This is a genomic window from Secundilactobacillus malefermentans, from assembly GCF_008033155.1.
GTDB lineage: Bacteria > Bacillota > Bacilli > Lactobacillales > Lactobacillaceae > Secundilactobacillus > Secundilactobacillus malefermentans.
In genome coordinates this window covers 988,258-1,014,578 of record NZ_CP042371.1, presented here as the reverse complement: position 1 = coordinate 1,014,578, position 26,321 = coordinate 988,258, and the positions used below count along the sequence as shown (strand labels likewise).

The 26,321-nt window shown below is 42.9% G+C and carries 26 protein-coding genes; 9 read left to right on the top strand and 17 right to left on the bottom strand.

The genetic code is table 11. The annotated features are described in order from the left end of the window. Positions 1 to 69: 69 nt before the first annotated feature. From FGL90_RS04880 to FGL90_RS04860, 5 genes are all read right to left on the bottom strand, one after another. Positions 70 to 852: a polysaccharide deacetylase family protein gene (locus FGL90_RS04880; protein WP_147657147.1), complete on the bottom strand. Its 783-nt coding sequence runs from the start codon at positions 850 to 852 to the stop codon at positions 70 to 72. Between the two features lie 49 nt (positions 853 to 901). Further along, positions 902 to 1,252: a hypothetical protein gene (locus FGL90_RS04875; protein WP_010618984.1), complete on the bottom strand. Its 351-nt coding sequence runs from the start codon at positions 1,250 to 1,252 to the stop codon at positions 902 to 904. A 69-nt stretch (positions 1,253 to 1,321) separates the two neighbouring features. Next, positions 1,322 to 2,569, bottom strand: coding sequence for a glutamate-5-semialdehyde dehydrogenase (locus FGL90_RS04870; RefSeq protein WP_010618985.1), 1,248 nt, complete (start codon positions 2,567 to 2,569; stop codon positions 1,322 to 1,324). Beyond that, on the bottom strand, positions 2,556 to 3,401 hold the full coding sequence (gene proB / locus FGL90_RS04865) for a glutamate 5-kinase (RefSeq protein WP_010618986.1): 846 nt from the start codon (positions 3,399 to 3,401) through the stop codon (positions 2,556 to 2,558). Before proB ends, FGL90_RS04870 begins: the two co-directional genes overlap by 14 nt. A gap of 82 nt (positions 3,402 to 3,483) precedes the next feature. Then, a complete protein-coding gene (locus FGL90_RS04860; RefSeq protein WP_147657145.1) occupies positions 3,484 to 4,044 on the bottom strand; it encodes an NAD(P)H-binding protein in 561 nt (186 codons plus the stop codon). A 97-nt stretch (positions 4,045 to 4,141) separates the two neighbouring features. Here FGL90_RS04860 and FGL90_RS04855 point away from each other — a divergent pair, with 97 nt between their 5' ends. The 3 genes from FGL90_RS04855 to FGL90_RS04845 all read left to right on the top strand — a co-directional run bounded on the left by FGL90_RS04855 (position 4,142) and on the right by FGL90_RS04845 (position 7,189). After that, complete coding sequence (locus FGL90_RS04855) at positions 4,142 to 5,083, top strand: aldo/keto reductase (RefSeq protein WP_010618988.1); 942 nt, start codon at positions 4,142 to 4,144, stop codon at positions 5,081 to 5,083. Positions 5,084 to 5,262: 179 nt separating this feature from the next. Next, positions 5,263 to 6,576: an NCS2 family permease gene (locus FGL90_RS04850; protein ID WP_147657143.1), complete on the top strand. Its 1,314-nt coding sequence runs from the start codon at positions 5,263 to 5,265 to the stop codon at positions 6,574 to 6,576. 82 nt (positions 6,577 to 6,658) lie between these two features. Further along, a complete protein-coding gene (locus FGL90_RS04845) occupies positions 6,659 to 7,189 on the top strand; it encodes a QueT transporter family protein (protein ID WP_010618990.1) in 531 nt (176 codons plus the stop codon). 50 nt (positions 7,190 to 7,239) lie between these two features. Here the strand turns inward: FGL90_RS04845 and FGL90_RS04840 are convergent, their stop codons facing one another. Then, positions 7,240 to 9,336 (bottom strand): ABC transporter ATP-binding protein, encoded by a 2,097-nt coding sequence (locus FGL90_RS04840; protein ID WP_147657141.1) that lies wholly within the window; start codon positions 9,334 to 9,336, stop codon positions 7,240 to 7,242. 2 nt (positions 9,337 to 9,338) lie between these two features. Continuing rightward, positions 9,339 to 11,078: an ABC transporter ATP-binding protein gene (locus tag FGL90_RS04835; RefSeq protein WP_010618992.1), complete on the bottom strand. Its 1,740-nt coding sequence runs from the start codon at positions 11,076 to 11,078 to the stop codon at positions 9,339 to 9,341. A 171-nt stretch (positions 11,079 to 11,249) separates the two neighbouring features. On the opposite strand from FGL90_RS04835, the gene FGL90_RS04830 reads away from it, so the two are divergent. Beyond that, positions 11,250 to 11,909, top strand: coding sequence for a TetR/AcrR family transcriptional regulator (locus tag FGL90_RS04830; RefSeq protein WP_010618993.1), 660 nt, complete (start codon positions 11,250 to 11,252; stop codon positions 11,907 to 11,909). A 54-nt stretch (positions 11,910 to 11,963) separates the two neighbouring features. Here the strand turns inward: FGL90_RS04830 and cls are convergent, their stop codons facing one another. Continuing rightward, complete coding sequence (gene cls, locus FGL90_RS04825; protein WP_010618994.1) at positions 11,964 to 13,421, bottom strand: cardiolipin synthase; 1,458 nt, start codon at positions 13,419 to 13,421, stop codon at positions 11,964 to 11,966. A 107-nt stretch (positions 13,422 to 13,528) separates the two neighbouring features. On the opposite strand from cls, the gene FGL90_RS10400 reads away from it, so the two are divergent. The 4 genes from FGL90_RS10400 (at position 13,529) to FGL90_RS04810 (ending at position 15,895) form a co-directional block, all read left to right on the top strand. Continuing rightward, positions 13,529 to 13,705, top strand: a complete 177-nt coding sequence (locus FGL90_RS10400; RefSeq protein ID WP_155801526.1) for a hypothetical protein — start codon at positions 13,529 to 13,531, stop codon at positions 13,703 to 13,705. 92 nt (positions 13,706 to 13,797) lie between these two features. Next, positions 13,798 to 14,349 (top strand): hypothetical protein, encoded by a 552-nt coding sequence (locus FGL90_RS04820; protein WP_010618995.1) that lies wholly within the window; start codon positions 13,798 to 13,800, stop codon positions 14,347 to 14,349. Between the two features lie 95 nt (positions 14,350 to 14,444). Then, the gene (locus tag FGL90_RS04815; RefSeq protein WP_147657139.1) at positions 14,445 to 15,587 is read left to right on the top strand and encodes an NADH-dependent flavin oxidoreductase; all 1,143 of its coding nucleotides are present in this window, start codon (positions 14,445 to 14,447) and stop codon (positions 15,585 to 15,587) included. 62 nt (positions 15,588 to 15,649) lie between these two features. Next, on the top strand, positions 15,650 to 15,895 hold the full coding sequence (locus FGL90_RS04810) for a hypothetical protein (RefSeq protein WP_010618997.1): 246 nt from the start codon (positions 15,650 to 15,652) through the stop codon (positions 15,893 to 15,895). 33 nt (positions 15,896 to 15,928) lie between these two features. Here the strand turns inward: FGL90_RS04810 and FGL90_RS04805 are convergent, their stop codons facing one another. The 9 genes from FGL90_RS04805 to lepB all read right to left on the bottom strand — a co-directional run bounded on the left by FGL90_RS04805 (position 15,929) and on the right by lepB (position 25,573). Beyond that, complete coding sequence (locus tag FGL90_RS04805) at positions 15,929 to 16,351, bottom strand: GNAT family N-acetyltransferase (RefSeq protein WP_033445151.1); 423 nt, start codon at positions 16,349 to 16,351, stop codon at positions 15,929 to 15,931. 152 nt (positions 16,352 to 16,503) lie between these two features. Next, positions 16,504 to 18,255, bottom strand: a complete 1,752-nt coding sequence (spxB, locus tag FGL90_RS04800) for a pyruvate oxidase (protein WP_147657137.1) — start codon at positions 18,253 to 18,255, stop codon at positions 16,504 to 16,506. Between the two features lie 113 nt (positions 18,256 to 18,368). Beyond that, positions 18,369 to 19,124, bottom strand: a complete 756-nt coding sequence (locus tag FGL90_RS04795; RefSeq protein ID WP_147657135.1) for an ABC transporter ATP-binding protein — start codon at positions 19,122 to 19,124, stop codon at positions 18,369 to 18,371. Further along, positions 19,105 to 20,067 carry a FecCD family ABC transporter permease gene (locus FGL90_RS04790; protein WP_010619001.1) on the bottom strand — a complete coding sequence of 321 codons (963 nt, stop codon included), beginning with the start codon at positions 20,065 to 20,067 and terminating at the stop codon, positions 19,105 to 19,107. Before FGL90_RS04790 ends, FGL90_RS04795 begins: the two co-directional genes overlap by 20 nt. A gap of 4 nt (positions 20,068 to 20,071) precedes the next feature. After that, positions 20,072 to 20,956 (bottom strand): heme ABC transporter substrate-binding protein IsdE, encoded by an 885-nt coding sequence (gene isdE / locus FGL90_RS04785; RefSeq protein WP_010619002.1) that lies wholly within the window; start codon positions 20,954 to 20,956, stop codon positions 20,072 to 20,074. Positions 20,957 to 20,969: 13 nt separating this feature from the next. Then, positions 20,970 to 21,773 (bottom strand): NEAT domain-containing protein, encoded by an 804-nt coding sequence (locus FGL90_RS04780; protein WP_010619003.1) that lies wholly within the window; start codon positions 21,771 to 21,773, stop codon positions 20,970 to 20,972. Continuing rightward, on the bottom strand, positions 21,770 to 22,984 hold the full coding sequence (locus FGL90_RS04775; RefSeq protein ID WP_147657133.1) for an NEAT domain-containing protein: 1,215 nt from the start codon (positions 22,982 to 22,984) through the stop codon (positions 21,770 to 21,772). The genes FGL90_RS04780 and FGL90_RS04775 overlap by 4 nt, the downstream gene beginning before the upstream one ends. A gap of 544 nt (positions 22,985 to 23,528) precedes the next feature. After that, the gene (locus FGL90_RS04770) at positions 23,529 to 24,863 is read right to left on the bottom strand and encodes a C1 family peptidase (protein WP_147657131.1); all 1,335 of its coding nucleotides are present in this window, start codon (positions 24,861 to 24,863) and stop codon (positions 23,529 to 23,531) included. Positions 24,864 to 24,970: 107 nt separating this feature from the next. Further along, positions 24,971 to 25,573, bottom strand: coding sequence for a signal peptidase I (lepB, locus tag FGL90_RS04765; RefSeq protein ID WP_010619006.1), 603 nt, complete (start codon positions 25,571 to 25,573; stop codon positions 24,971 to 24,973). Positions 25,574 to 25,703: 130 nt separating this feature from the next. Between lepB and FGL90_RS04760 the strand changes: the two genes are divergently transcribed. Then, positions 25,704 to 26,309, top strand: coding sequence for a pentapeptide repeat-containing protein (locus FGL90_RS04760; protein ID WP_147657129.1), 606 nt, complete (start codon positions 25,704 to 25,706; stop codon positions 26,307 to 26,309). Positions 26,310 to 26,321: the final 12 nt, after the last annotated feature.

The window sequence follows — 26,321 nt, the reverse complement described above, 5'->3', positions numbered from 1 at the left end:
TGAGAAAGTAAACGGATACAATTAAAAAAATCAGAGCCAGCTAAGCCCTGATTAATCTACCATTCTCATTTACTTTCGATAATCACCATACCCAAAATACTGATAACCAGGTTTCAAATTTCCGTTAAACTGCTTATCAAGTGAAACAAAAACGTAGCCTTTAGCTCGCAATCGTTTGATAATGCTTGGGACCGCCGCCACCGAAGTTGCATGAATATCATGCATCAAAATGATGGAACGCCCATGAGTGGTTGCAACGACATGGTTAGCTGTTCTTGCCGCATTGAGATAGGACCAATCTAATGAATCAACGTTCCATTGAATAATTGGACGGTTGAACGCTTTAATTTCAGCGTGCGTAATTGACCCATATGGTGGACGAATGTACTTCGGCTTAGTCTTCGTTGCCTTGTAGATGACCTTATCCGTTCGACTAATTTGACTCTTGGCACTTCTCATTGACATGCCTGCCAAATCGGGATGATTCCACGAATGATTCCCAATTGTGTGGCCATACTTGAGGACCAAACGGCTGGTTGCCGGATGCGCCTTCACATTATAGCCAACTTCAAAGAATGTCGCCGGAACGTTGTACTTCTTCAAGATTTTTAGAAGTCTCGGTGTCAATGTTGGGCTTGGCCCATCATCAAACGTCAAACTGACATACTTTTTTGTGTTTCCGACAGTTGTGTGAGCAAAGCCCTGATTAATTTCGACTGGTGCTGGTGTCGTCGCTGCAGAAGCTTGCTGCTGTCCCCCTAGAAAAAGTCCCCCAGAAACGGCGGCAACCATAATGAATCCCCGATTCACATTTTTAAATAGGTTGCTATGAAGCATCATTGATTTTTTCATTTTGGATCTCCCCTTCCAAAACGTGACCAACTTGCCGCTAACAATAATATTAAGCTTGATTTTCTGCTAATTTATTCTCTTTCAAAACATCATTCGTACACTTTTCCAAATCTTTCAAAACACCCGAATCAGTCGGATTATTAGCCGCTGCATTCTCAGCCAATGCCCATTTTGCAAGTGTGTCGGTAATGGGAACGATATCCTGCGCAATTGCCATGCTTGCTTCATCATGATGCTGCTCTTTAATCGTTTGGAAACTATCGTAATCCGTGATGAGTCGCAGGGCCTCGCTAGTCTGATTCTCAACTGATTCAAAAATAATGAAATGAGAGCGCTGATTTGCTTCCATCATATTCTGTTTAACGACATCTAATTGTTCTCGATTAACTTTGATAGCCAACTGCGAATCACCTCCATTTCTCATCTATATTTTAACAGCCTTTTCTCTAAATAGGACTAAGAATGACTCTCATTTTCGTACCTGACCATTTCCGTAAATAATGTACTTTATCGAGGTCAATTCGTTCAGCCCCATGGGACCACGCGCATGTAATTTTTGCGTGCTAATCCCAATTTCAGCACCAAACCCAAATTCAAAACCATCCGTAAATCGTGTTGACGCATTAATGTAAACACAGGCCGCGTCAATTTGTTGCAAAAAGGTTTGGCCATTTTGATAATTGTTCGTGATGATTGCCTCTGAATGCTTCGTATTGTAGCGATTAATATGGGCAATTGCTTCATCCTCTGAGTCAACCACCTTCACTGCCATAATCAGGTCGTTATACTCAGTCGACCAATCTTCCTCATCCGCCTTAATCATGTTGGGAACAATGCTGCAAGCACGATCATCACCGCGCAACTGCACATCCTTTTCAGCTAAAGCAGCCGCAATCTTTGGCAAATAGTTCTGTGCAACAGCCGAATGAATGACTAATTTTTCAGCAGAATTACAAACGGAGGGGCGTTGAACCTTTGCGTTGACGGTAATATCAATCGCCATTTGCAAATCAGCATCTGAATCCACGTAAATGTGGCAGTTTCCCGCACCAGTTTCGATGACGGGAACCTTTGCCGTCTCAACGACGTGCTGGATCAACCGTTGACTACCACGTGGGATTAACACGTTGATATAGCCAACTAACTGCATCATTTCATTGGCAGATTCGTGAGTCGTATCCGTCACCATTTGAATGGCGTTAGCGTCAACCTGTTGTTCCTCCAAGGCACTTCGCAAGGCATTGCTGACCGCAATATTGGTTTGAATTGCTTCCTTGCCACCGCGAAGCATCACGGCGTTACCACTTTTAAAACACAACGCTGCGGCATCGGCTGTGACGTTTGGCCGCGCTTCAAAAATAATCCCAATCACGCCTAAAGGAACCCGCTGCTTACCAATTAATAGGCCAGCCTCATTTCGCCACATTTTATCAACGTTGCCGATTGGATCATCAAGATGGGCAACCTGGCGCATGCCAGCAGCCATATCCGCAAGTCGATCCGCCGTTAACGTTAAGCGATCAATAAAGCTCTGCTTTAACTGGGTTGCTTCAGCGAGATCTCGTGCATTTGCCGCTAAAATTTCAGTTTGATGAGCGATTAGGCTCGTCGCCATTGCTTCTAGTAACTCATTCTTTTTTGCTGTAGCCAATTGGGCCAGTTGACTTGCCGCTGTTTGGGCTTGTTTACCAAGTACCGTTAATTTATTTGCTTCCATGACTAGAAAACTCCTTTCGTTGAAGGGGGTTAAACCACGTTCCAACCGGAATACCGGCTAAAATATCAAATATAATTTTAGGTTCTCGACCGTTTGCGAGCACCATTTGGCGGTTCTCGTTCATGAGTCGTTCGGCAGCCTTCAGCTTTGTAAACATACCGCCTGTGCCATATTCACTGCCCTTACCACCCGCAACCTCAAAGGTGGCAGGTGTGATTTGATCAACCTCAGAAATGAGTGCTGCATCCGGACTTTTAAGGGGATTCATATTGTAAAAACCATCAATATCCGACAGCATAATCAGCAAATCTGCGTTTGTTCGACTCGCCACAATCGCTGATAGTTGATCGTTATCCCCAAATCGCGTTTTATGGTCAAGTTCATCAACGGCCACCGAATCATTTTCATTAACGATTGGAATCACGTTGCGTTGAAGCAGTTTCTCAAATGTGTTTAGCACATTCTGCCGACTTTTCGGATAATCAAAAACGTCATGCGTCAACAACAATTGACCAATTTGCTGACCATAGTGTTCAAAGCGTTGATTAAAAATCATGATGAGCTTGCTTTGACCAATGGATGCCAAGGCCTGCTGTGCTGAAATACTGGTTGGCCGTTCCGTCAAATTTAGTTGATTTAACCCAACGCCAATTGCGCCAGAGGAAACCAAAATCACCTGTTTTCCTTGATTACAAAGCGCACTCAACACAAAAGCAAGCTGGTCAATTGTCTTTAAATTTAATTTGCCATCGGGGTAAATCAAGCTGCTCGTTCCAATCTTGACCACAATCCGATTCGCATTAATTTGGCGTTTGGCGTTCCCCACTTGCATCTTGATTTCCCCTTTTTCCTAATTAGTTTTTAATAGTTTATCAGATAATAGCGTAAAAAGGCTTTCATAGCAAGCTATATCCCTATTTTTCAATGATACCAATTGACTGATTAACGTGTGCTGCATTTGAAATCTCGTCAACCACTATTGTGGCCAGTGTTTCACATGAAACATTTCCAAATGGAATCTGGTTTCCTTCATTATAAATGGTGAAATCTGTCTTTGGTCCGTCAATCACATTTCCCACTCGCAAAATGGTGTACGGAATTTCTGCCTCATCAATCATTTTGATGGCATAACGCTGTTGATCCAGAAACTTCTCTTTATCCTGAATACCCGTATATTGAGCTGAATTTGTTAGCTCTCCATCAATTCCCGAAACTGATCGGAAAATGAACCGAGCACTGTTATTTTCTTGTTGGCGCATGGCCTCAGTGACCGTCTCAATATTCCAGTCAACATCCATCCCCGTAAAGTCCGAATAGATGATGTCCACATTCTTTACCGCATCCATATAGGCAGCCGCCTTGTGTGGATCACCTGTCGACCACAGCCTTAAATTATATTGGTCCTGGCCTTGAAGCTGAGCCGCCACTAGCTTAGCTACCGGTTGAGCTGCTCCTAATATCAAAATTGTTTTCAAATCAATTGCCTCGTCATATGATTATGTTTTTATACCTCCAGTGTACTATACTTTGGGGGTACGCTAACGTTAATTTAAACAAGGAGGTTCCGTCGTCATGGATATCGTAAAAATTGGTAACACTGGAGTTGTCTCAACCCCACTTGGATTGGGAACGAATAAGGTAGGTGGCCATAATCTATTTCCGAATTTGGATGATGACAAAGGTGCCAAAGTAGTTGAAGCCGCCTTAGACAACGGCATTACGCTATTAGACACGGCATATGCTTATGGTCTTGGTCGATCTGAAGAAATCATCGGCCAAGTTTTACAAAAGTACGATCGCAGTAAAGTGACGATTGCGACAAAGGCTGCGCAGGATCCTACCCAAAATGGCAAACTCAATAATTCACCCGCTTTCCTCAAGCAATCAGTTGATGAGGCACTCAAGCGTCTGAAAACTGACTACATCGATATTTTTTACATCCATTTCCCCGACTCAAGCACACCAAAGGCAGAAGCTGTTAACGCTTTAGCTGATCTCAAAAAGGCCGGAAAAATTCGGGCAATCGGTGTTTCTAATTTCAGCCTCGACCAAATTAAAGAGGGAAATGTCGATAACCAAATTGATATCATTGAGGATAATTACAGCCTCATTCATCGCGATGCTGAAACTAGCCTCTTCCCATACCTCAAAGAACATCAAATTTCATTTGTTCCTTACTTCCCGTTAGGTTCAGGCCTTTTAACGGGTAAATACCATGAAGCAACCGATTTTCCTAGCGACGATCCACGTCAAAATAACCCAAACTTTTCAGGTGACCGCTTTGCTGGAATTGTGCAAGCCGTTAATAATTTACAGCCTCTAGCAGATGCACACGATGCAACCATGGCCCAGTTAATTCTTGCTTGGTACATCAAAAATCCAGCGATTAGCGTTGTCATTCCTGGTGCTAGACAGCCGGAACAGGTCCTTAACAATGCTAAAGCAATGGATCTTACCCTTTCAGATAACGACTATAATTCAATTGATAATGCCTTTAAATCACTTTCAAATTAAAAATTCCATTCAAAAAAAGATAACCTTTATCGGAGGCTATCTTTTTTTATTCGTGTATTGTCATTATATTCATAAGATGTTATCATTAATAAGTAAAAGGTCGTATAAAACACGAACATTAGCGAAATTAATGTTCGTGTTTCGCATTTATCATAATTTATTGAAGGAGTCGTTTATTAATGACTAACAAAATTGCTCAGTATTTCAAGTTTGACGAACTCGGTACCAACTTCCGTACCGAAACACTTGCGGGATTAACCACGTTCATTTCAATGGTTTACATTTTATTCGTAAATCCTAGCGTTTTAGGAGACTCCGGCATGGATAAGGGCGCTGTGTTTACAGCAACCGCGCTAGCCAGTGCCTTTGGCTGTTTCGTAATGGGAATTGTTGCCCGTTATCCAATTGCACTATCTTCAAGTTTAGGGATTAACGCCTTCTTCTCATATTCCGTTGTCATCGGAATGGGCTTCCCATGGCAGACTGCCTTAGCCGGTGTGTTTGTTGCCTCAATCCTGTTCATCATTTTGACGGCATTTAAACTCCGTGAAAAAATTGTTGATGCAATTCCTCGTGATTTAAAAATGGCGATTGCGGCCGGGATCGGGCTATTCATCGCCTTTATTGGGTTAAGCGAAGGCGGGCTCGTCGTCGCTAACAAGTCGAACATCATTGGCTTAGGGCCCTTAAACGTTGGGACAACTTGGTTAACAATTGTTGGGTTGATTCTAACGCTGGTTCTGATGAGCGCAAAGGTTCCCGGTGCCATCTTCATCGGAATGGTTGGTACGACAATTGTGGGAATGTTCACCCATTTGATTGCGGTTCCTAGCCACATCGTTTCCGGTGTTCCAAGTTTGAAACCAACCTTTATGCAAGCCTTCTATCATGTAACTGATATTAATTCGCTGCAACTGGTGGTCGTTGTGCTAACGTTCCTGTTAGTGACCTTCTTTGATACAACTGGAACTTTAGTGGGCCTTGCTGAACAAGCCGGTCTCGTTAAAGACAATAAAATTCCACGAATTGGTAAGGCACTTGCTGCTGATTCTTCAACAATGGTTGTTGGGTCACTATTGGGAACTTCCCCAATGGGTGCTTTCGTTGAATCATCTGCCGGGATTGCAGTCGGTGGCCGAACTGGTTTCACCGCCATCATCACTGGATGTCTCTTTATCTTAGGAATGTTCTTCTCGCCCCTACTTGCCGTTGTTTCAAGCCAAGTAACCGCGCCAGCTTTGATTATCGTCGGAATTCTCATGGCGCAATCAATGAGCGGAATTGATTGGAAGAAGTTCGAAATTGCTGCACCAGCCTTCCTAATCATCATTGGGATGCCCCTAACTTACAGTATTTCTGACGGAATTGCTTTAGGCTTTATCACTTACCCACTAACGATGATTGCTGCTAAACGAGGCAAACAAGTTGGTCCAATAATGTACGGCCTTGCCGTCGTCTTCATCATTTTTCTTTGGATTTTGAATACCAAATAGCGTTGCGCATCGCCTAGAAAACGAGTATTCTTAGATATTGAAATTTAATAATTCACTATCTAAGCAAAGGAAGGAATTTGTTATGAATTCTAAGACTAGTTTTTTAGGCATTGACAACGTGTATGATGTCACACGCGTTGCGGTTGTCGCTGCACTCTACGTCGTAATTACGATGGTCTTGGCGCCCTTTAGCTTCGCTGCCGTTCAGGTTCGACTGGCTGAAATGTTTAATATTTTAGCTATCTTCAACAAACGGTACGTTGTTGCGGTTACATTAGGCGTTGCCATTTCCAACTTTCTTATGTCGTCACTTGGTTTGATTGACGTTGTCTGGGGAAGCCTGTCTACCCTATTCACGTTGATTCTGCTCCGATTTATCATTCCCCACGTTAAGGGATTCATTCCCCGATTAATCGTGGGTGATCTGTGGGTGACCTTCTCAATGTTCACCATCGCCGCAGAAATTGCCTTCATTGGTAAAACTGCTTTTTGGCCAACATTTTGGCTTAGCTGGGGAACCATTGCCATTGGTGAGTTCATCTCACTGACAATCGGGGCAATCCTGCTATACATCATGAATAAGCGGATTAATTTGGATAAACTATTAAACTAACTACCAAGAAAGCCAGAACTTCGAAAATCGAAGTTCTGGCTTTTTTAAATTTACTCAAATACAAATTGATTATGATACAACTCGGCATAAAAACCATTTTGCTCAACTAATTCGTGATGCGTTCCGGTTTCAATGATTTGACCATCCTTCAAAACGATGATCTTATCCGCATTTAGAATTGTCTTAAGTCGATGGGCAATCACAAATGAAGTTCGCCCAGCAATGGCAGCTTCCATCGCGTACTGAATTTGTTGCTCCGTAACTGTATCTACGTTAGAAGTTGCTTCATCCAGTATCAGAATATCTGGGTCGGTTAGAATAGTTCGCGCAATCGAAATTTGCTGCTTCTGTCCAACTGAGAAAACTGAATTATTATCATCAACTACCGTCTCATACTTGTCCGGCAGTCCCTCGATAAACTCATGAATGTGAGTCGTCTTGGCAACCGTAATGACTTCTGCCATCGTTGCATCTGGCTTCCCAAATCGGATATTATCCGCAATCGTGCCAGAGAATAGAACTGACTCTTGCAGGACGATTCCGACTTTGGCCCGTAAGCTATCCAAATCAAATTCCCGAATATCGGTGCCATCGTACTTAATAACACCCTTATCCACATCGTAAAATCGATTCATCAAGTTCATGACCGTTGTCTTACCAGATCCAGTCGGCCCAACAAGCGCAACCATTTGCCCCTTTTTGACATCAATTGACACATCTTTTAGGATTGGAACATCTGGACTGTAACCAAAATCAACATCCTGAATCTGAATTCCCTTTCCAACTCCATTAAAGGTCTTGCCATTTTCGGGACGGACCTCATCCGGCTCATCAAACATAATGTTCAATCGAGTTGCGCCGGTAATGGCTAACTGCAATTGTCCAAATGAAGAGGAAATTTGCATAATTGGATTGTAATACTGCTGGGCATATTGAATAAATGTGACAACCAATCCAAGGGCTGCAGCGGTACTCAAAGAACTGTCATTCAGCGCAATTTTAGTTCCCAGGAAAATAACGAGGGCTGTCGTCACTAACGAAAACCCGTTCATTAATGGGAAAATCATTCCTGACCAGGTTTGGGATGCAAACGTGGACTTTTGAACTTTTTTATTGCGGCTAACGAAACCGTCAATGGCGTCTTGCTGCTGACCTTCAACAATGATTGCCTTTTGGCCGGAAATCTTTTCATCCATGTAGGCGTTAAGCGTTCCGACCTCGGCCTGTTGCCGGTCAGTTGACCGCTTGGCTTGAATGATAATGATGACGGCAAATAAAACTGCGACTGGTGTTGTCGAAACAGTGACCCAGGCCATGCTGACGTTTTGGTTAAAAATCATGATGATTATTCCAATAAACAGCGCCGCATTGGTCGCGACGTTCACCGCAGCCTGATTCAAAGTGTTTTGAATGTTGTCCAAATCAGAGGTAAATCGAGCTAAAATATCACCATCTTCGTGCTTATCAAAGTACGCAATCGTCATCCGTTCCAATTTACCGAAAAGCCCTTTTCTCATACGGTTCGTTGAATGAGCGACAATTCGCGTAAACAAAATGGTGTAAATAAGCTGGGCAACTCCTGTAAACACATAGAAACCTAGCAGCTTCCACATTGCACCGAAGAAATCCGCCTTACTTGCTGGATTTGATAACGCAACTTGGTGCAGACTGTGAATGGTGGTTCCCTTTGGCAATGCATCTAATAGTGAAGCTGGGACGTTTGAATCCGTGAGAAATTTCCAATTGGTTGGCATCTGCGCCATTTGTTGTAACTGATGAATTGAGGTCCCCTTTGGCAAGCTTGAGAGAACCTGTTGCGGTACATTTGAATCCGTCAGCGCTTTCCAGGAAACGTGCTGCCCGGTCGCTTGACCTAACTGTTCCGCAATCTTTTGAAGTGAATCCTGCGAGGTAGTTGCGGCGCTAGCAATTTTTTTCAAAGCCTTCATTGCTTCTGGTGCATGCTGATGAGTGAAAAAATCGCCTACATAAGTCGTTAAGTGAGTAATGGCGTGTCCCATCACGACGGGCGCCTCAACCTGCAAATAGGTTGCCGCAAAAATAAAAATGGCAATGATAAGGAACTGCAGCTTGTACTTCTTTAAGTAAAGGTAAAAAAAGCGAATTGCTCTAGTCGTATCATTCATCTTTAGGCTTCCTCCTTTGCTTTTTGGGTTGCATAAATTTGTTGGTAAACATCAGAAGTTGCCACCAACTCTTTGTGGTTTCCTTGCGCGACAATTCGCCCTTCATCCATTACCAAAATGGTATCCGCATGGACAACAGACGAAATTTTTTGGGCAATAATAATTGTAGTGGTGTCCTTTAATTCTTGGCTAAAGGCATCCTGTACAAGCTTTTCAGATCTGGCATCCAAAGCGGATGTCGAATCATCTAAAATAAGGATTTTCGGTGATTTGATTATTCCCCGGGTAATCGACATTCGTTGTTTTTGGCCACCAGAGAAGTTATTCCCTCGTTCCTCAACGTTTGCTTCATACCGGTCCGGTAACTTATTAATAAACTCGGCCGCCTGCGCAATTTGCGCTGCGCGATCCATTTCACTCGAGCTCGCATCTTGCTTTCCCTGTTTCAGATTTCCAGAAATGGTACCGGAAAATAGAATAGCCTTTTGCAAAACAATCGAGATATTCTTCTTTAGGGTTCCCTTTGACACATGTCTCAAATCCTTACCGCCCACTTTGACGGTTCCAGAAGTTGGATCAAACAGTCTAGGAATTAATTGGGCCAAGGTAGATTTACCGGCACCGGTTGCTCCAACAATTCCCACCATTTGACCGGAATTAATTTTGAAACTGACGTCCTTTAGCATTGGTTCATCGTCATTTGGATAGGCAAACGAAACGTGATCAAACTCAATCGTCCCATCAAGCGTTTCATCCGGCACATCGTCGAAAATCATTGAAACCTTCGTATCGAGAACCTCAGCAATTCGGCCCATCGACACGAAGCCACGTGAAGCAAACATCGACATCATTCCGCCCATAATAATGGCGAACATAATTTGCATCATATATTGAATAAAGGACATGATGCCCCCCAACTGATCCTGCGCAAACGATGCCGATTTCGTAATAAAGGTTGAAACGAATAAAATAGCGACAAAAATAGCTAATTGCGAAATAATGGTGAAGGCCGGAATCATCGTTGAGAAAATATACCCAACTGATAAGTTATGGCCAAATAGGTCATCCGATTCCTTATCGAATTTAGCTTCTTGGTTTTTCTCTTGCACAAATGATTTAACAACGCGTGCGCCTCGCAGATTATCCTTGGCAATTCCATTAATGCGGTCCATTAATTTTTGGAAAGCTGAGAAATGTGGCCCCATTGCGCGCATTGATAAGCCTGTGACCACAACGATTAGGACCACCATGACGATGATAATCCACCAAAGTTGGGGCATCGTAATAATCGAGAGGACAAACGCCCCAACAAAAAGGAGTGGGACCCGAATGAGAACCTGAAAAATCATCATTAGGAGCATTTGAATTTGGTTAATATCATTCGTCATTCGGACAACGAGGTTTTCTGATTTAAATTTTTCAACATCTTCATATGAGAAGGTCTGAATTTTTCGAAACGTATTTTCTCGTAAGTCGGCTGAAACTGCTTGGGCAATTTTAGCCGCAGTAATCGTGTTTAAAACAGAGCCAATTAATCCGATTACCGCAATAACAATCAGTGCGACCCCGTACCCACTTATCCGATCAATTTTGCCTGACGTGGAAAGTGCTGTATTTGCCATCACACTTAGAATACTTTTCATGTAACTGGGCTGCCATAACGTTGCCCCAACCTGGATTAACATGGTTAGAATAGCAGCAGTCACTAACAGCTTATATTTACCAATTGCCTTTGTGATCACAGTGAACCCTCCCTTGATAACTTGTTTAAATATGTTAGAATAAATCAACTCTCCAACAGTGTTGGAGTAAATAACAAAAAAATAGCGCTGAAGCAAAAGCAATTTGTATATTACCAAATCACACCTTAAAAAACAATTACTATTTCTTATTAATTTAAAAGGAGGCTTATTTTGCCAAAGGAAATTAAACGAGAACAGATTATTCAGCAAGCCATCAAAACGTTAGGACAAGAAAAATCCTTTAATGCCTTTTCTCTCCGGCACGTTGCTCGCGACCTGCACATTGATGTATCAACGTTGTACTGGTATTTTAAAAACAAACAGGAAATTCTCCAGGCGATGGCCGAAGTGATTATTGGAAAAATTAAATTTCCTGACCCAAGCCTCAACTGGGCAGACCAACTCCGTCAACTTTTTGATAATATTTTAGACGTTTATATTGCTTACCCATCCTCAGCCATTTTGATGGTTGAAACAATTCCCTCCTCCCTTGTACGACTCCGATTAATCGATCACGCCATCGGGATTATGGCCGATGCTGGAATTGATGAGCAAACATCAACGGTTGCCATGACCTCCATCGATTTTCTCCTGACTGGATCGATTATTGATCTATCCACCGAAAATCGCTTTCGGCAACAGATTGTGGATCATAAAGGCCAGGAGATTGCCAAACACGTTGCCCTTATCCATGAAAACGTTCAGGAACACGCGCTCCAACACATGGCCGCCTCCATCAAAATTAGAAATTCTTTTTCGGCAAAGGAACAGTTTGAAATGGGCCTGGAAATCATTATTGAAGGCTTGAAAACGAAAATAGTAAAATCATAAAATAAAAAAAAGATCGAAATCTTAACGGATTTCGGTCCCTTTTTGTGTCAACTTCTACAAAATTGGAGACAACAATCGACTCGCGTCTTGTTTGAATTTTAAATAGAGTGACTGCGCCGCAAACTTCTCCGGGGTCATCAGCTCACTACTAGTGACATCATTTTCAAAAATATCTTCCAACTCTTTTGCCAACTTAGCGTCATACAAGAATGCGTTAATTTCGAAGTTTAATTTGAAACTGCGGTAATCCAGATTGGCTGAACCAACCGAGGCAATTTTACTATCGACAACCATCGTTTTTGCGTGCAAGAACCCATTTCCGTAAAAATAAATTTTAATACCATCATTCGCAAGCAGGCGCGCATAATACTGTGTTGCCCGATAGACAAACGGGTGATCCGGCATATTTGGAATCATAATTCGCACGTCAACGCCCGCCATCGAGGCAATCCGCAACGCATCAAAAACACTATCATCCGGAATTAAGTACGGCGATTGAATCCAAAGTCGCTTTTGCGCCGTTTGAATGAGGCGAATGTAACCCATTTTAATCTGTTGCAAATCAGAATCCGGACCGCTTGAGACAATTTGCAGGTTAGTTTCGCCCTTAATTTTAGTCAGTGGGAAGTACTTTGGTTCCACGTAATCAGTTGGAATTGGATGGTGCTTATCAGTGACGTTCCAGTCCAAAATGAAGCGGGCTTGTAATCCGAAGACGCCGGAACCCACAATTCTCAAATGGGTGTCGCGCCAGTTACCAAATTTTTCCTTACGCCCCAAATACTGATCCCCAATGTTAAATCCGCCAACGTAGCCGATTTTTCCATCAACTACCACAATTTTCCTATGGTCACGGAAGTTCAAACGGAAATCCAGTAGAGCTGAATGGGTGGCCAAGAAGGGTTCAACGTGCCCTCCAGCGGCCATAAGTGGCTTGAAGAAACTTCGCCAAGTTCCCATCGACCCCCAAGAATCATAAATTACCCGAACTTCAACGCCAGACTGCGCTTTTTTAATCAATAAATCGAGAATTTCATTTCCAATCTTATCGTTGTAGAAAGTATAAAATTCAATGTGAATACTGGATTGCGCCGCTTCAATATCCTGAATCATGCGGTGAAATAGGGAATTACCATCAATGAAAATTTTCACTCGATTTTTACGGGACAGGAAAGCGTGGTCCGTCCTGACAAAGAGGCTCACCAATGAGGACGTCTCTTCTGTCACGTCGTCAGCAGGTAGATGATCGAACCCAATTTGCGTTCGTTGCTGCATGACCCGTTTGTCCAACTGCATTCTGACCTGGTTTTTAACTCGATAAATTTGACGCCTTGGGAGCTTTCGACCAATAAAGGCGTAGGCCAGGAAGCCGACAACTGGCACAAAAACTAACACAATCAGCCAGGCCCAAGTTGCCGCAATATCCCGTTTTTCTCTAAAAACGGTAATAAAGGCAAGCGCCGCGTTAATAAAAACGATTATTTCGAATATTAAATACCAATTGATGGTCACTTAAAGCACCCCGTTCCCCGATTAAAATCATATAGTCCCTATAATACCGAAATTTTAACGCTTTTGCTTATCTTTTACCTGAAAAATGCGTTAAACTGGAGAAAAATATGGGAAAGGTTCTGCTTTCAATGCTGACAAATTTCATTTCTGGCGTTGCCATTCCCCATGGCCGTGGTACGTTTCGCGTCTTCCATTGGATTTTCCGGGAGAACCCGGTGATTGGGTTTGGCATTCTACTCGCCATCGTTCTATATGGTATTTATCGATACATGAACAACCGTTAACAATTTATTTTTTATTTGCTAAGAATTTAGGTTAGAATTTTGTCCCATACGAGACTGTGCTATACTATCGTCAAATAGAGGAGTGATATATCATGAAAAAATCACGGACAATGGCCATTTTTATCAGTCTTGCCGCGGTTCTTGTGGTTGTATTGAGTGCTTGCGGTAAGAGCAGCAATCAATCAAACCAGCAAGCTAGTTTCCGTAACGAAGTCAAAAGTACCAAAGCAACTTCCGTTCAATCTCAAATTTCAAATAATAGTGATCTTTGGTATCTTTCGGGCGGTATCAATTCCAAGAGTAATTCTGGATTTGAAGCCTACAAATTTGATAAGGATTCAAAAAAGGTGACAATCTACAACGTCAGCAAATATTACAAGACTTACTCAGCCGCTCAAAAAGCAAACGCCCTAAGTAAGGAAGGAACCCTTTCGTACTCATTTGGTAAGAACAGCAAGTCTCAAACCGTTATCAAATTCAAGGGAAAGCTATCTGACATCCCAATGACCCAAACGTTCACCGTCAAGGACACAACGACTGGCAAGAACAAGTCTACAAGGCTTCACGTCACGGGCTATAAGATCGTCCGGGATATTGATGAAGACAAAACAAATAACGTCTTCGTTAAAATTGCTAAAGAATAACCGTTGAAACGTTCCGATTTTTCGGAACGTTTTTCTTTTGCCTTCTTTTCCAAACGAGTAAACTTAAAACAATTAGCGTCAGAAAGGAGTTAACTATGAAAAAATGGCACTTTTTAAATTCCTATAAACTACGAAATGGCGTCACTATTGCCAACCGAATTGCCATGTCGCCAATGACTGAAAAATCGAGCTTTCACGACGGTACCATTACCACGGACGAGCTTAACTACTATCATTCACGGGCTGGCGGCGTTGGGATGCTCATTACTGGCTGTGCTAATGTGAACGACCTCGGCAAGGGCTTTGAAGGCGAATTAAGCATCACAAACGAGGCCGTGCTGCCAGGTCTGCAACGCTTAGCTCGTACAATCAAGGTCGGTCATACCAAAGCAATTCTTCAAATATTTAGCGCAGGACGCATGACCAATTCTAAAATTTTGCGTGGACAGCAACCCGTCTCCGCAAGTGCGATTCCATCCCTTCGTCCTGATGCTGAAATCCCTCGCGCTTTGACAGAAGCTGAAGTTGAGCAAACCATTAAAGACTTTGGCAATGCAACCAAACTTGCTATTGAAGCAGGGTTTGATGGTGTCGAACTTCATGGTGCCAACACTTACCTTTTGCAACAATTCTTTAGCCCCCACTCCAACCGACGGACTGACCAATGGGGTGGCTCATTGGACAAACGAATGGCCTTCCCCCTTGCCGTTATCGAGGAAGCCACTCGGGTCATCAAGGAGACCGCAGACCGGCCCTTTATTTTAGGCTATCGACTTTCGCCTGAAGAGCGCGAGGAACCGGGCATTCGTTTGAAAGATACACTTGAATTCGTCAAAAAGCTCAACAAAACAGCCATTGATTACCTTCATATTTCGTTGGCAGACGCTTGGGCAGGTTCTATTGTTGATTCGACGCAAACGACCCCAGTCTTTGAACAAATTAAAGCGGTGCTTGCTGACGATTTGCCATTAATAACGGTCGGTCACGTTGCCAGTCCCCAACAGGCCGACGCGCTAATCGATGCTGGCAATGATTTTGTGGCAATGGGTCGGGAATTAATTCGCGAACCTCAATGGATTCAAAAAGTTCAAAATGATGACGAATCCGCCATCCGCTACACAATTTCAGAGAGTGACCGCGCTGAATTACAAATTCCCCGTCCACTTTGGCAATTTCTATTAGAATCGTTTGGCCGGGGCTTCCCACTTTCCACCGATGAGAACCAAATCATCCATTAAACATATTTGCAGACAAGCGCTTTCATTTACGCTATGATAGAGTTAAAGGAGCGTGATGTACGATGAGTCGTAAACTACCAGAAATGGATCCTAAAAAACTATTTGAATTTGAAAAAATGATGCGCGAAAAACACCTTGATTTTGTTAAAGAAAATCCATGGATTGTTCCGCCAGTTGTCGCATTGACAACGATTCCGGTGGCAATTGCAGCGGTTGGTTTCTTCCATAATCGTTCCCTAAAGAAGAAGCTAAAGATTGAGCGTGAAAAGACAAAACAAATGGAACTTGAAGTTAAATTAAACCAGTAACAAAAATGAGTGCCTCCGTAAAATAAACGGAAGTCACTCATTTTTTTGTTTAATTAACGTATCATTTGCAGGTACGTCATTGCGATTTTCCCGTAAAATTTCAAAACCTTCTCGCTTATAAAAGGCCAAGGCGGGTTTGTTCTCGATGACGCACTTCAAAGTTAATGGTCGTTGCGTTCTTTTATCCATTTCCTCAATGAGTCGATGTCCCACACTCATTCGCTGCCAATCCGGATCAACAAACAGTAAATGGACAAAGGCCAATAACCGATTCAGCGACGCAAATCCCACGATTTTGCCATCAATTGCCGCAATAATCACGGACTCGCCCATTGAATCCCGTTTAAAATCTGCTAATTGCGGATCCTGAACCCAAGGAAAGCTCACCTGCCTGGCTTTCAAATAGATTGCAGCAAGCTGTTCCTGCTCAGCTATTCGCATCGGTCGAATTTCCATTTCCACTACCTGTCACTCCCTTTGATAGTTAATAGTTTACGACTAAGAAGTCAGTGACGCCACTATTTAATGTAACCCACCTAGTAATTGAGCCTTTAAATCTCAATAAAAACGCCCCAACTGCTTTTCCTGCAGTTAGGGCGCTATTTATTTTATGACTCTTTTTCAAATTCCTTTAAAGTCTTCAACTCTTGTGCATAATAACGTTTGCGGAATCGGCTGATTGCTTCATCAGTGAATTTATCTGGATCTAATTCCAATTTTTCAACGGGAATTGGTCGTTCACCGGTAATTTGAACGTCAATCAGGACCGGTTCACCCCGTTTGGTAATTTCGAGGGCTTCATCAAAGGCTTTCTGTAACTCCGATTGTTTCGTTACGGAAATTCCAGTGACACCATGGGCTTCCGCAACTTTAGAAAAGTCGACGTTCCCCAAACTAACCCCAAAACGGCGCTGCTCATCGTCCTCTTGTTCATCAACGATAAATCCTAATTCCTCATTTTTGAACACGACGTTAATAATTGGCAAATGATAAAGGTTCTCTGTAATCAAATCTTGCATGACCATTGATTCAGCACCATCCCCTGCTAAACTGAAAACTTGTTTATCCGGAAAACTAAGCTGGGCTGCAATGGCACCCGGTAAGCCCGAGCCCATTGTTGCAAATAGCCCAGAAGTGTACCAGCGCTGCTTACCCGTATTCTTGATGAGTCGAACTGAATTTTGCGTAACGTCGCCAACATCAATCGAGAAGAGGGCATCATCAGTTGCAATCCGATTAATTTCTTTAAATACTGGCTCGAACCGCAGCTCGCCATCAGTCTTGTTCATCATCTGCTCATTGTAGTCACGCCAGTTGTCTGCGTTGGCAATATTAGCTCGGTACCAGTCACTGTCTGCCGCTTTCTCCGCGTGATTATTAAGCTTGCGAAGGGCCTTTTTGGCGTCCGCCCACATCGCAACTTCGGTTTTATGCCGCTTCCCTAAAACGGCAGGATTACTGTCAATTTGAATAAATTTGGCGTTTGGATTAAATAAGATCTCCGCAAATGGGAAATTAGAACCGACAAAGAGAATAAGGTCCGTCTCAGCCATGGCTTCATTTGCAGGCTTTGAGGCCACTCGCATGGCAGAGCCAAGTAAAGCTGGGAAATCATACGGAATGACATCCTTTGCCAAGGCAGCATAAGCGATTGGCAACTGTAGCTTTTGGGAAAGTTCCATTGCCTCATCAGCTGCGCCACGGACACCCTGTCCAATATATAAAATTGGTTTCTTTGCCTGTTTGATTAACGTCAAGGCGTCATCAACTTGTTCATCGGTTGGCGCAGGCGCTTCAGCCTTTCGGAAATTAGCAGCTGCGGAATAGTAGCCATCAGCTGGAATCTCCTTATCTGCTAAATCATTAGGAATCACGACCACTGCTGGTTCATGATTAACGTAGGCCTGACGAACGGCTTCATCAACCACGTGTGGCAGACTTTCCGCCGTCATGACCGTTCGATTATAGACTGCGCCATCCCCAAACAGTTGCGCCTCATCCTGTTCCTGGAAGAAATCCATGTTCATCTGTGCTTGACCAACCTGGCCAACAATAAATAACGTTGGCACCTTATCCATTTTGGCATCGTAAACACCTTGGTAAAGGTGGGTTGCGCCAGGGCCAGCTGAGCCAAAAGCAACGCCAATTTTACCTGTAACACGACCATCGCTAACAGCTGCCAATGCACCAACTTCTTCATGACGAACATGAATATATCTGATATGACCCGCTGTTTCTTCATCCCGTAATGCGTAAACGAGGCTATTAATGCTGCCCCCTGGAATTCCGTAAATGTGATCAACGTCCCAACTTTCAAGTGTCTTTAACATTGCAATCCCTGATTTAATTGTTTCTACCATGATAAGACCTCCCAGAAATCTTTCCCTTACTTTTTGTAAGTGCAATCATTCTAATCTTAACCTGTAAAAGATTCAATTAAAAAGGCTTTCAATAAATTCAGCAATATGACCCGTTACACTTGAACGACGTACTGACCGTATCCAGGAACCGTCACAACGTGAACCGTCATCCCAAAGGCTGCTGATAGCAGTGACTCGTTTAATAGCTGTTCTGGTCTACCAGACGCGATTAATTGGCCATCCTTCAACAGCCAAATTTCATCACTAATCTTCATCGCCTGATTAATATCATGTAAAATGAGAATCACCGTCATTTTCTTGTCGGCTTGTAACTTCTGAATGAGGGCCATCAGCTCAGTCTGATACCGAACATCTAAGTACGTTGTCGGCTCATCAAGAAATAGGTATTCTGGCTCCTGTGCAAGCGCCATTGCAATCCAGACCCGCTGCTGTTGCCCACCAGATAGTGACGCAATATTCCGAGTCGCCATTTTCGTCAGCTGAACTTGTTCCAAAAATGGCGCAACCTCTTCATCACTAATTGTAGCTAAAAGTGAATGGAATGGTCGCCGGCCCATTTTAACAACATCACTCACGGTCATTTCATCCAAAACGTGATGCTGTTGAGAAACAATGGCAATTTTAGTCGCCCGTTCTTTCGCATCTAAATCAGCAAGTGGCTGATTATCTACCAAAATCTGGCCGCTATCCGGTATTAATTGGCCCGTCAATAGTTGCAATAGCGTCGTTTTTCCAGCACCATTTGGTCCAATAATTGATAAAATTTTTCCTTGCGGCACCTTCGCAGAGAAGTGGTTGATTAGGGGATGATTCGCGTTATAAGAAAAATTAACTTGCTTTAGTTCCATTAAATCCCCTCCTTTGAACCAAGAAGACTAGGAATGGCCCACCGATAATGGTCATGATTGTGGCAGCTGAGATTTCACTTGGTAGGACAACCAACCGACCAACCGTGTCAACAATCAGTAACAACCACGCGCCGCCCAAAATAGAAAATGGAATCAGCGTTTGATAATCGTGTCCCACTAATTTACGCCCGATGCTGGGAACAATAATGCCGATAAAGGGAATCGTACTGACGGCAGTCGTCACCCCCGCAGAGAGCACGACCACCAAAGTAAGTAAGCTCAATCGAATTAAAGTTGCCGGAACGCCAACACTCGCTAATTGCTGATCCGGCAATTTGAGGTAATTTGCCCAAGGCGCTAATAGAAGCGCCACAAATAAACCAATGCAGCCAATGACCAATAGCGTCAACACTTTTGGCCACGTAATGCCATTAAATCCCGTTACAATTCCAGTACTAATTCCCTGCGTAAATAGCTGCTTAAGGCCAACAAACGTCAAATTTAGCGCCACCCCGACGATAATTAATTTGTATGGGGTTCTCAATGTCTGCTTATTTATTAGAAGCCATAATGCCAATCCACCGCCAATAAACGCCAAAATTAAATTTCGCATTGGAAAAGTTGGCAGGAACAGTCCTCCCAGCAAAATGAGAAGATCACCGCCACTCGTCACACCTAAAATAGTTGGATCTGCCAGTGAATTACTGAAGACTGATTGGCTCAATGCGCCAGCAGCCGCAAGCATCCCCCCACAGATTAAACTCGCAATCCAACGCGGGGCGCGAAAATTCAAAATCGTGTTGACTGCATCAGCATTATTTCCATTTATTGCCCGCCACAAATCAAGCGGTGTCAAAAAATCGACACCGCTCATAAGGGCAACCATACTCGTTATCACTAATCCAATAACAACAACTAAATAAGCAATCGTTTCTTTTTTCATTAGCTTAACCCCTTGGATATAACCAATTTGAAATCCGTTTTAGCGCTGTTGAAGCGTGCATATTCGCCGTTGCATCAAAATCTGGCTCCTGCAAATCGTACACGCGCTGGCTTTTTACTGCAGCCGTTTGTCGCCAAACAGTATTTGTCTTAAACTCCGAGTTAAATTGAGCTGTCACCATTTTTGGCATTGCATGTTCAAGTCGCAAAATAACTTGCGGATTGGCCTTTTTGATGGCTTCATTGCTAGGCTGAATAACTTCTTGGGACTTCGATGTAAAGACGTTTTGTCCCCCAGCCAATCGCACCAAATCGCCAATATACGATTGATTCGTTTCAACCATGTATCCAGCGCCGGGAAGCCCCATTAATACTAAGACTCGTGGTTTAGCGTGCCCATTTGAAGTTCGACGGGCTTGTTTGATTGTTTGATTTATTTGAGCAACTGCTTGGCGACTTTCCGTTTGCCGGTGATAGTGTTTGCCCATTTTCTGAACGGTTTGTTTTAAATCAGCAACACTCGTCAAATTTAGGAAGTGGGGCGTCAAATGTTGTTGCTTAAAGCTCTTCCCAAATTGATCTTTCAGCGTGGTGACTGAATAAATGGCCGTTGGGTGCAAGGATGCAATTTTTTCCGCACTCGGACTCATCGGATTGCCAATTCTAGTCGCCGCTTTATATCGCGCTGGCATTTTATTGCTCGTGGTTGGTACCCCAACCAAGGGCAGCTTGAGTCGATCCGCAATTTGAACCACTGCATATGTGGTTGCAACAATCCGGGGCTGTTTAGTCGCTTTTGACTGCTGATGCATTGCAAAAATACCACCCGAAAACCCGATTATTGCGATCACTCCAATAGTAATTAATGCAATTTTTCGTGGTGATTTCACTTATAACGTCCCCTTATTTTCGATTGAGTAACCAGAGGCTCGTGCCACCAACCACCACAATAATCGCTAAAACGCCCCCAATGAGTAATGGCAAATTAATGCCCGCTTTACTCTTGTCGGGCGAATCTGCCGTCTTCCTCGTTTGATGATTAGCCGTTTGATTGCGTGGTTCTGGCGCGGATGCCACGGAAGATGACTGAGATGAGGAAGAATTTGAATTAACTTTAGTCTTTTGCTTGGACGATGCTGATGAAGCTGCCTTGGGACTTGAACTAGCAGCTTTCGTTGCTGCCTTTTGACTGCCACTACTGCTCGTTGCGCTTGCCTGACTGGTTGATACCGCGGTAGTGGCCTCAGCTTTTTTTCCTAAACTAGGTAGTCCCGTTGTACTAAATTTAAACGTGATTAAGTGCGTCGCCTTGTACACCTTTGGTACATTGATCTTCAATTTTGCGTTAATTTTCTTCTTTAAGTTGGTTGTGGTAAACGTGTAATAGTAGTTGGAGTTCCCTTTTGCATCCTTGTTTTTGCGAATGTTTTTGGGCTTACCGCCATTCACGCTGGTCACCGTTACTGGATAACTTGTTAATTTTTTGGCCGTTCTAATGCGCATTGTCACGACGTACTTGTGGTTCTTAACTTTTACACTGGCGGGATGGACAAAGTAGCCACTCGCAATGGAAGTTTTCGTTGTTCCGTATGTTAATGCCTGATAGTTTAGCGATTTTGCTTGCACCGATTCGGAGCCCACGTGCAGACCTAGTGCCAGTGCAATCAAAGCAATCCCGCTAATTAATAACCAATGAAGGTGTTTCATTTTTGTGCACTCCTTCTATACAATAGACCACCAATAAATGTAAGGGACGTCAAGATGCCAATGACTGAAATGAGTTGCGACTGATGCTCACCCGTTTGGGGTAACTTGTTGGCACTGGCTGTATTTGAAGACTGACTCTTATCTGGTGTTTGGCTATCAGTGGTTGACGTACTATCCGCCTTTGTACTATCTGTTTTTGGTTTATCCGCTCCACTTTTAGCGCCGGCAAATTTGAACCGAACTTCAAAGTCTTGGCTAATATTCATGCTGGGAACCGTCACGTGAATCGTCCCATCAATCACTTTGTCTAAATCAGTTAATGAGTCAACGTTAAAGCTGTAAGTGACCGTTTGATTTTTGTCGGTACTTCCATACGTAATATCAGTCACTTTTTGACCTGCAACAGTGAGGGGCACAACTCCTTTACTGCCCATCCCTAAACTTTTGGCGTAACTAACGACCATGGTGACTTTATAACTGCCATCTGAATTTTTAGTAACGGCTGCCTGGTGGGTGTAATACTGGTCCGCCGTGGAAGGTTGATTGCTATCGGCTTGAAGGACTGTATAGGTGAGCGAAGTTTGGGTTGGATCAGAAGCGGCGGAAGCGCTAGATTGAGAATCATCATCTTCCGGTCCGGTAGCAGTCGCATCAACTTCTGAGCTAAAGCTTGACGAACTACTGGATTCTGCCGTTTTGTCTGGGACTGGCGCGGGCGTTGATGATTCTGGTTCGGCCGGCTTTGAAATGAGGTCGTTTTTCTCCCATTCCATTTTTAGTCTTGCAGATTTTAGTCTTGCAGATTCACTCAGTTTTAAATGAGGCGCAGGGACTTCTATATCGAATGTCACGGGAACTATGCCAACTTGTGAAGTTAACGTAAAATTTTCATTAGTTATTGTGTCATCAACTTTTTGACTTGAAACTGCTACCCCTCCAGCTGTCATATTTTTTATATACTGTGCGCCATTAACACAGGGAAGTGACACTGAATAATTGCCATTTTTAATGACGACAATGGCCGGTTTGGGAAAAAATTGATTCGCTACTGATGCTGTTTCTGTTCCTTGTTTTAGTAGTGAAACTGGTACCGTATACGTTCCATCCGCCAAATTGGCCGCCTGAACATTTTGTGAAGCGGTTACTTTTAACAAGAAAAATAATGTTGCTACCAAACTAATTAGAATAATCCTTAACTTTTTCGATTTCATCTTCTGGTTCTCCCCTGAAATATAATATAAAAACTATTTAAATATTAACACAAAAAAGGAATATTAATAGCTTGCTTGAATACTAATTAACAAATATATTCGGGATAATAGCTCGTTAAAAGTCATTAAATACACGATTATTCTGACTTTCTATTCTAATTAGCATGTTTATATGTGATTTAAATATTATAAATAAAATTGATATTTTGTTGTACCATCTGCTTGAAGACAAACATTTTTTATAAAAACAGCAACACGATAAGAAACTAAACTTTGATTTAATTAGCTATTTCTTTTCATTAATATAAGCAACACAAAAAGAGCTAATTGCAATTAAGCAATTAGCTCTTTTTCGTAGGAATATATTGGGGATTCCTACTTTATGATACTTCAATATGAAGTAATGTGAAGCAAAATTGGTTGTTAGGTAACTTGGTATGCCTAAACTATAAGAGAAAATAGCTAATAAAACAAGAAAATAACGCCTTTTCCCGCCAACTTTTTATTATTTTAAGAATTTACTTATGGTTTTAATAGGTATATCCTACGCTAACGAATCCCACGATGGCAAAATGGTTGGTTCCTGATCTAATACCGCCAAGGTTTCGGCATCTAGATACTTCTTATTGACCACAACTTCATAAACATAATCGTTCATCCAGCTATCAGCCATCACGAAGTAGCCCTTATCGCCGTTCTTTTCACCCCAACTATTTTCAACCTTCCAACGGTTAGGCACCCCGTTGACAAGATTGACACCCGTAAAGGTCATCGCATGTGACACATTTGCCTGCCCATATTCAAGGCGTTGGGCCTTCGTCATTGAAAGATCGACATCAAATAGTTCAGATTCCCGATAAAGTTGCGAATCCAGTAATCCTTCAGAACGGTTCATTTGCTCCAGCACGTCATTCCCAAACCACACTGCTTCGCCATCTTGAAGTTGATCAATCGTTGCTTTCTTCATTTTATCTAGCGTCACGTTTAGTAACCGAATTGGCCGACCGCCGACGATGTTTTCCTGACTTGGCAAACGATACAGTTTATTGAAATCCCTATCGGGTGCATTTGATAGGACAACGTAATCATCAAAATTGATATCGAAGTACTTATCATAGAAGGCTTGTGGCGTTAAATTTTCATCCCTGTGATACTTTTTCTCGTCATCGCGATATTCCAAATCAAAGCTAACTGGTGGCTCACCAAATGAGTAAGCTGCCATTCGATAAACCTCTGATAAAAATTCCTGTCGTTGCGCTGCAATTTCAGTTTCATCTTTGCCATCATGAACAAGTTGTCGTAAAACCATGGCATCTTTTCGCAGCTTCAAATCTAACGCTTCGCCAAATGAACTCGAATCATTAGTGTTCGCGGTTTCTGGCATCACATAATCCGGAACAACGCCATACTTTTGGACTAGTGAGGCTGCCATATCCCACTGGCCACCATCTTCACCTGGACGAGCTAGGAATGCGGCGACTGCCCGATCATCAGCAGGCAGTTCAGCGGTATTCAAAATATTATCATAGAAAATATTGGCGCGTTCAACCTTATCCCAGAAAAACAGATAGTTTTGTGAAAGCTCAAAATCCTTGACCTTATATTTAGCACCCATTGCATGCCGCAACGTGTTCAACGTTGCAAATTCCCAGCAACGGCCACTATGACGTTGATTCGTCACTTTTCCAGTTTCTAATTCAACGGAAAATGTTCGGTGCAAACGCGTTAACGCGGCAGTATCCTCTGAAGCCTGTTTAATTCCATTTTTCATGACGGCGCGGCTAATCACCGCTGCCTCCGGTCGTTTATGTAAATCTTCGTGTAACGCAGCCCGCTTTTCGTCGCTTAAGGGCGTGCGATTAAGTAATTTTTCGCTCATGAAAACAGCCTCCTTCAAATAAAAAAGTGCATCCTTTTTAGGGATGCACCAAGTTTAGCGCTGCAAATTTACAAGTGCAACACTTTTATTAAATTTTAATGAGAATTCTAGTAACCGAGTGAGTTCACGTTTGCTCGCTTCGTCTTGGTAGATGACCAAACTGGGACCTTCACAACACCCGCAATCTTGTCTTTATCAACAAATCCCCAATAGCGACTATCATTAGAAACGCTACGGTGATCACCTAAGACAAAGTATTTTCCCTTTGGTACAGTGACTGAGCCGTTACCCCATTTAAATCGTTTAGACAGTGTCTTCAAGTTCCATGAACTGTGACCAGAACCATCAGTCGTCCCACTTGTTCGCTCGGACTCACTGATAAAGTTTTGCTTAATCTTCTTATTGTTAACGTAAATTGTACCGTTCTTGTAGGACACGGTGTCCCCAGGCAATCCAATCACCCGTTTGACGTAATCCGTGCCAGGCTTGGCGCTAGGATCTTCTCCGTGCGCGTCAAACACGATAACACTGAGGTGCTTTACCTTAGCTTGATTAAAAATCCAAACCCGTTGATTATTTTCTAGGTTGGGCTGCATCGATGGGCCATCAACCTTCACTGGAGATAATACATAGTTCTTTAATAAGAGTGCCAACAACAACCCAATTGCAATTGGAATCACCCAACTAAAAATCTCTCTTAATACTTTCATTTTATAATATATGCTCCCGTTATTATTTCGTTTATTTTTAATTTAACTAGGCAACAAACGGCCAACAGTATAATATTAACATTAAACCTACTTTTACTAAAACTAATTTACTCAATTTTAAGGAGTTACCATGCCAAATAATACCGTGGAACATCAGACGTTATCGCTGGATGACGTGGAAATGAATTACCGATACGTTGATTGTACGTTTACGTACTCCAATAAGTCAATTCGATTGACCAACGTCACGCTCAGCCATTGCAAATTCGAGCAATCTAACTTTGACGATGCCGAATGGAGTGGTTGCACGCTTGATCATCTCGACTGGCTCAATATCACCGCCCACAATAACGCCTTTTTCGATTGCGTTTTTCAGGACAGCCTTTTGATGGGCGCCGACTTTACTGGCAGCCAGTTCAAACGAACCACTTTTGATTCCTGCAAGGCAACCTACCTGAATTTGAGTGAAACAGGAATCGAAGCAGTCACATTTAACGAGTCGCAATTAATTGATTCGGCCTTTCAAGCAATCAAGGTCAAAAAGCACCTCACTTTCAAGGGCTGCGAGCTAACGGGAATCGATTTATCCGATTCTAATTTGAGCAAAGTCGACATTTCGGCATCCTACTTCGACACCTTGCAACTAACGCTCGACCGCATTGCTGGCCTAACGATTAGTCCACTTCAAGCGACTCAAATCATTACCCTTTTAGGCGTCAAAATCAGTGATAGATAAAGGAGTCCTCAT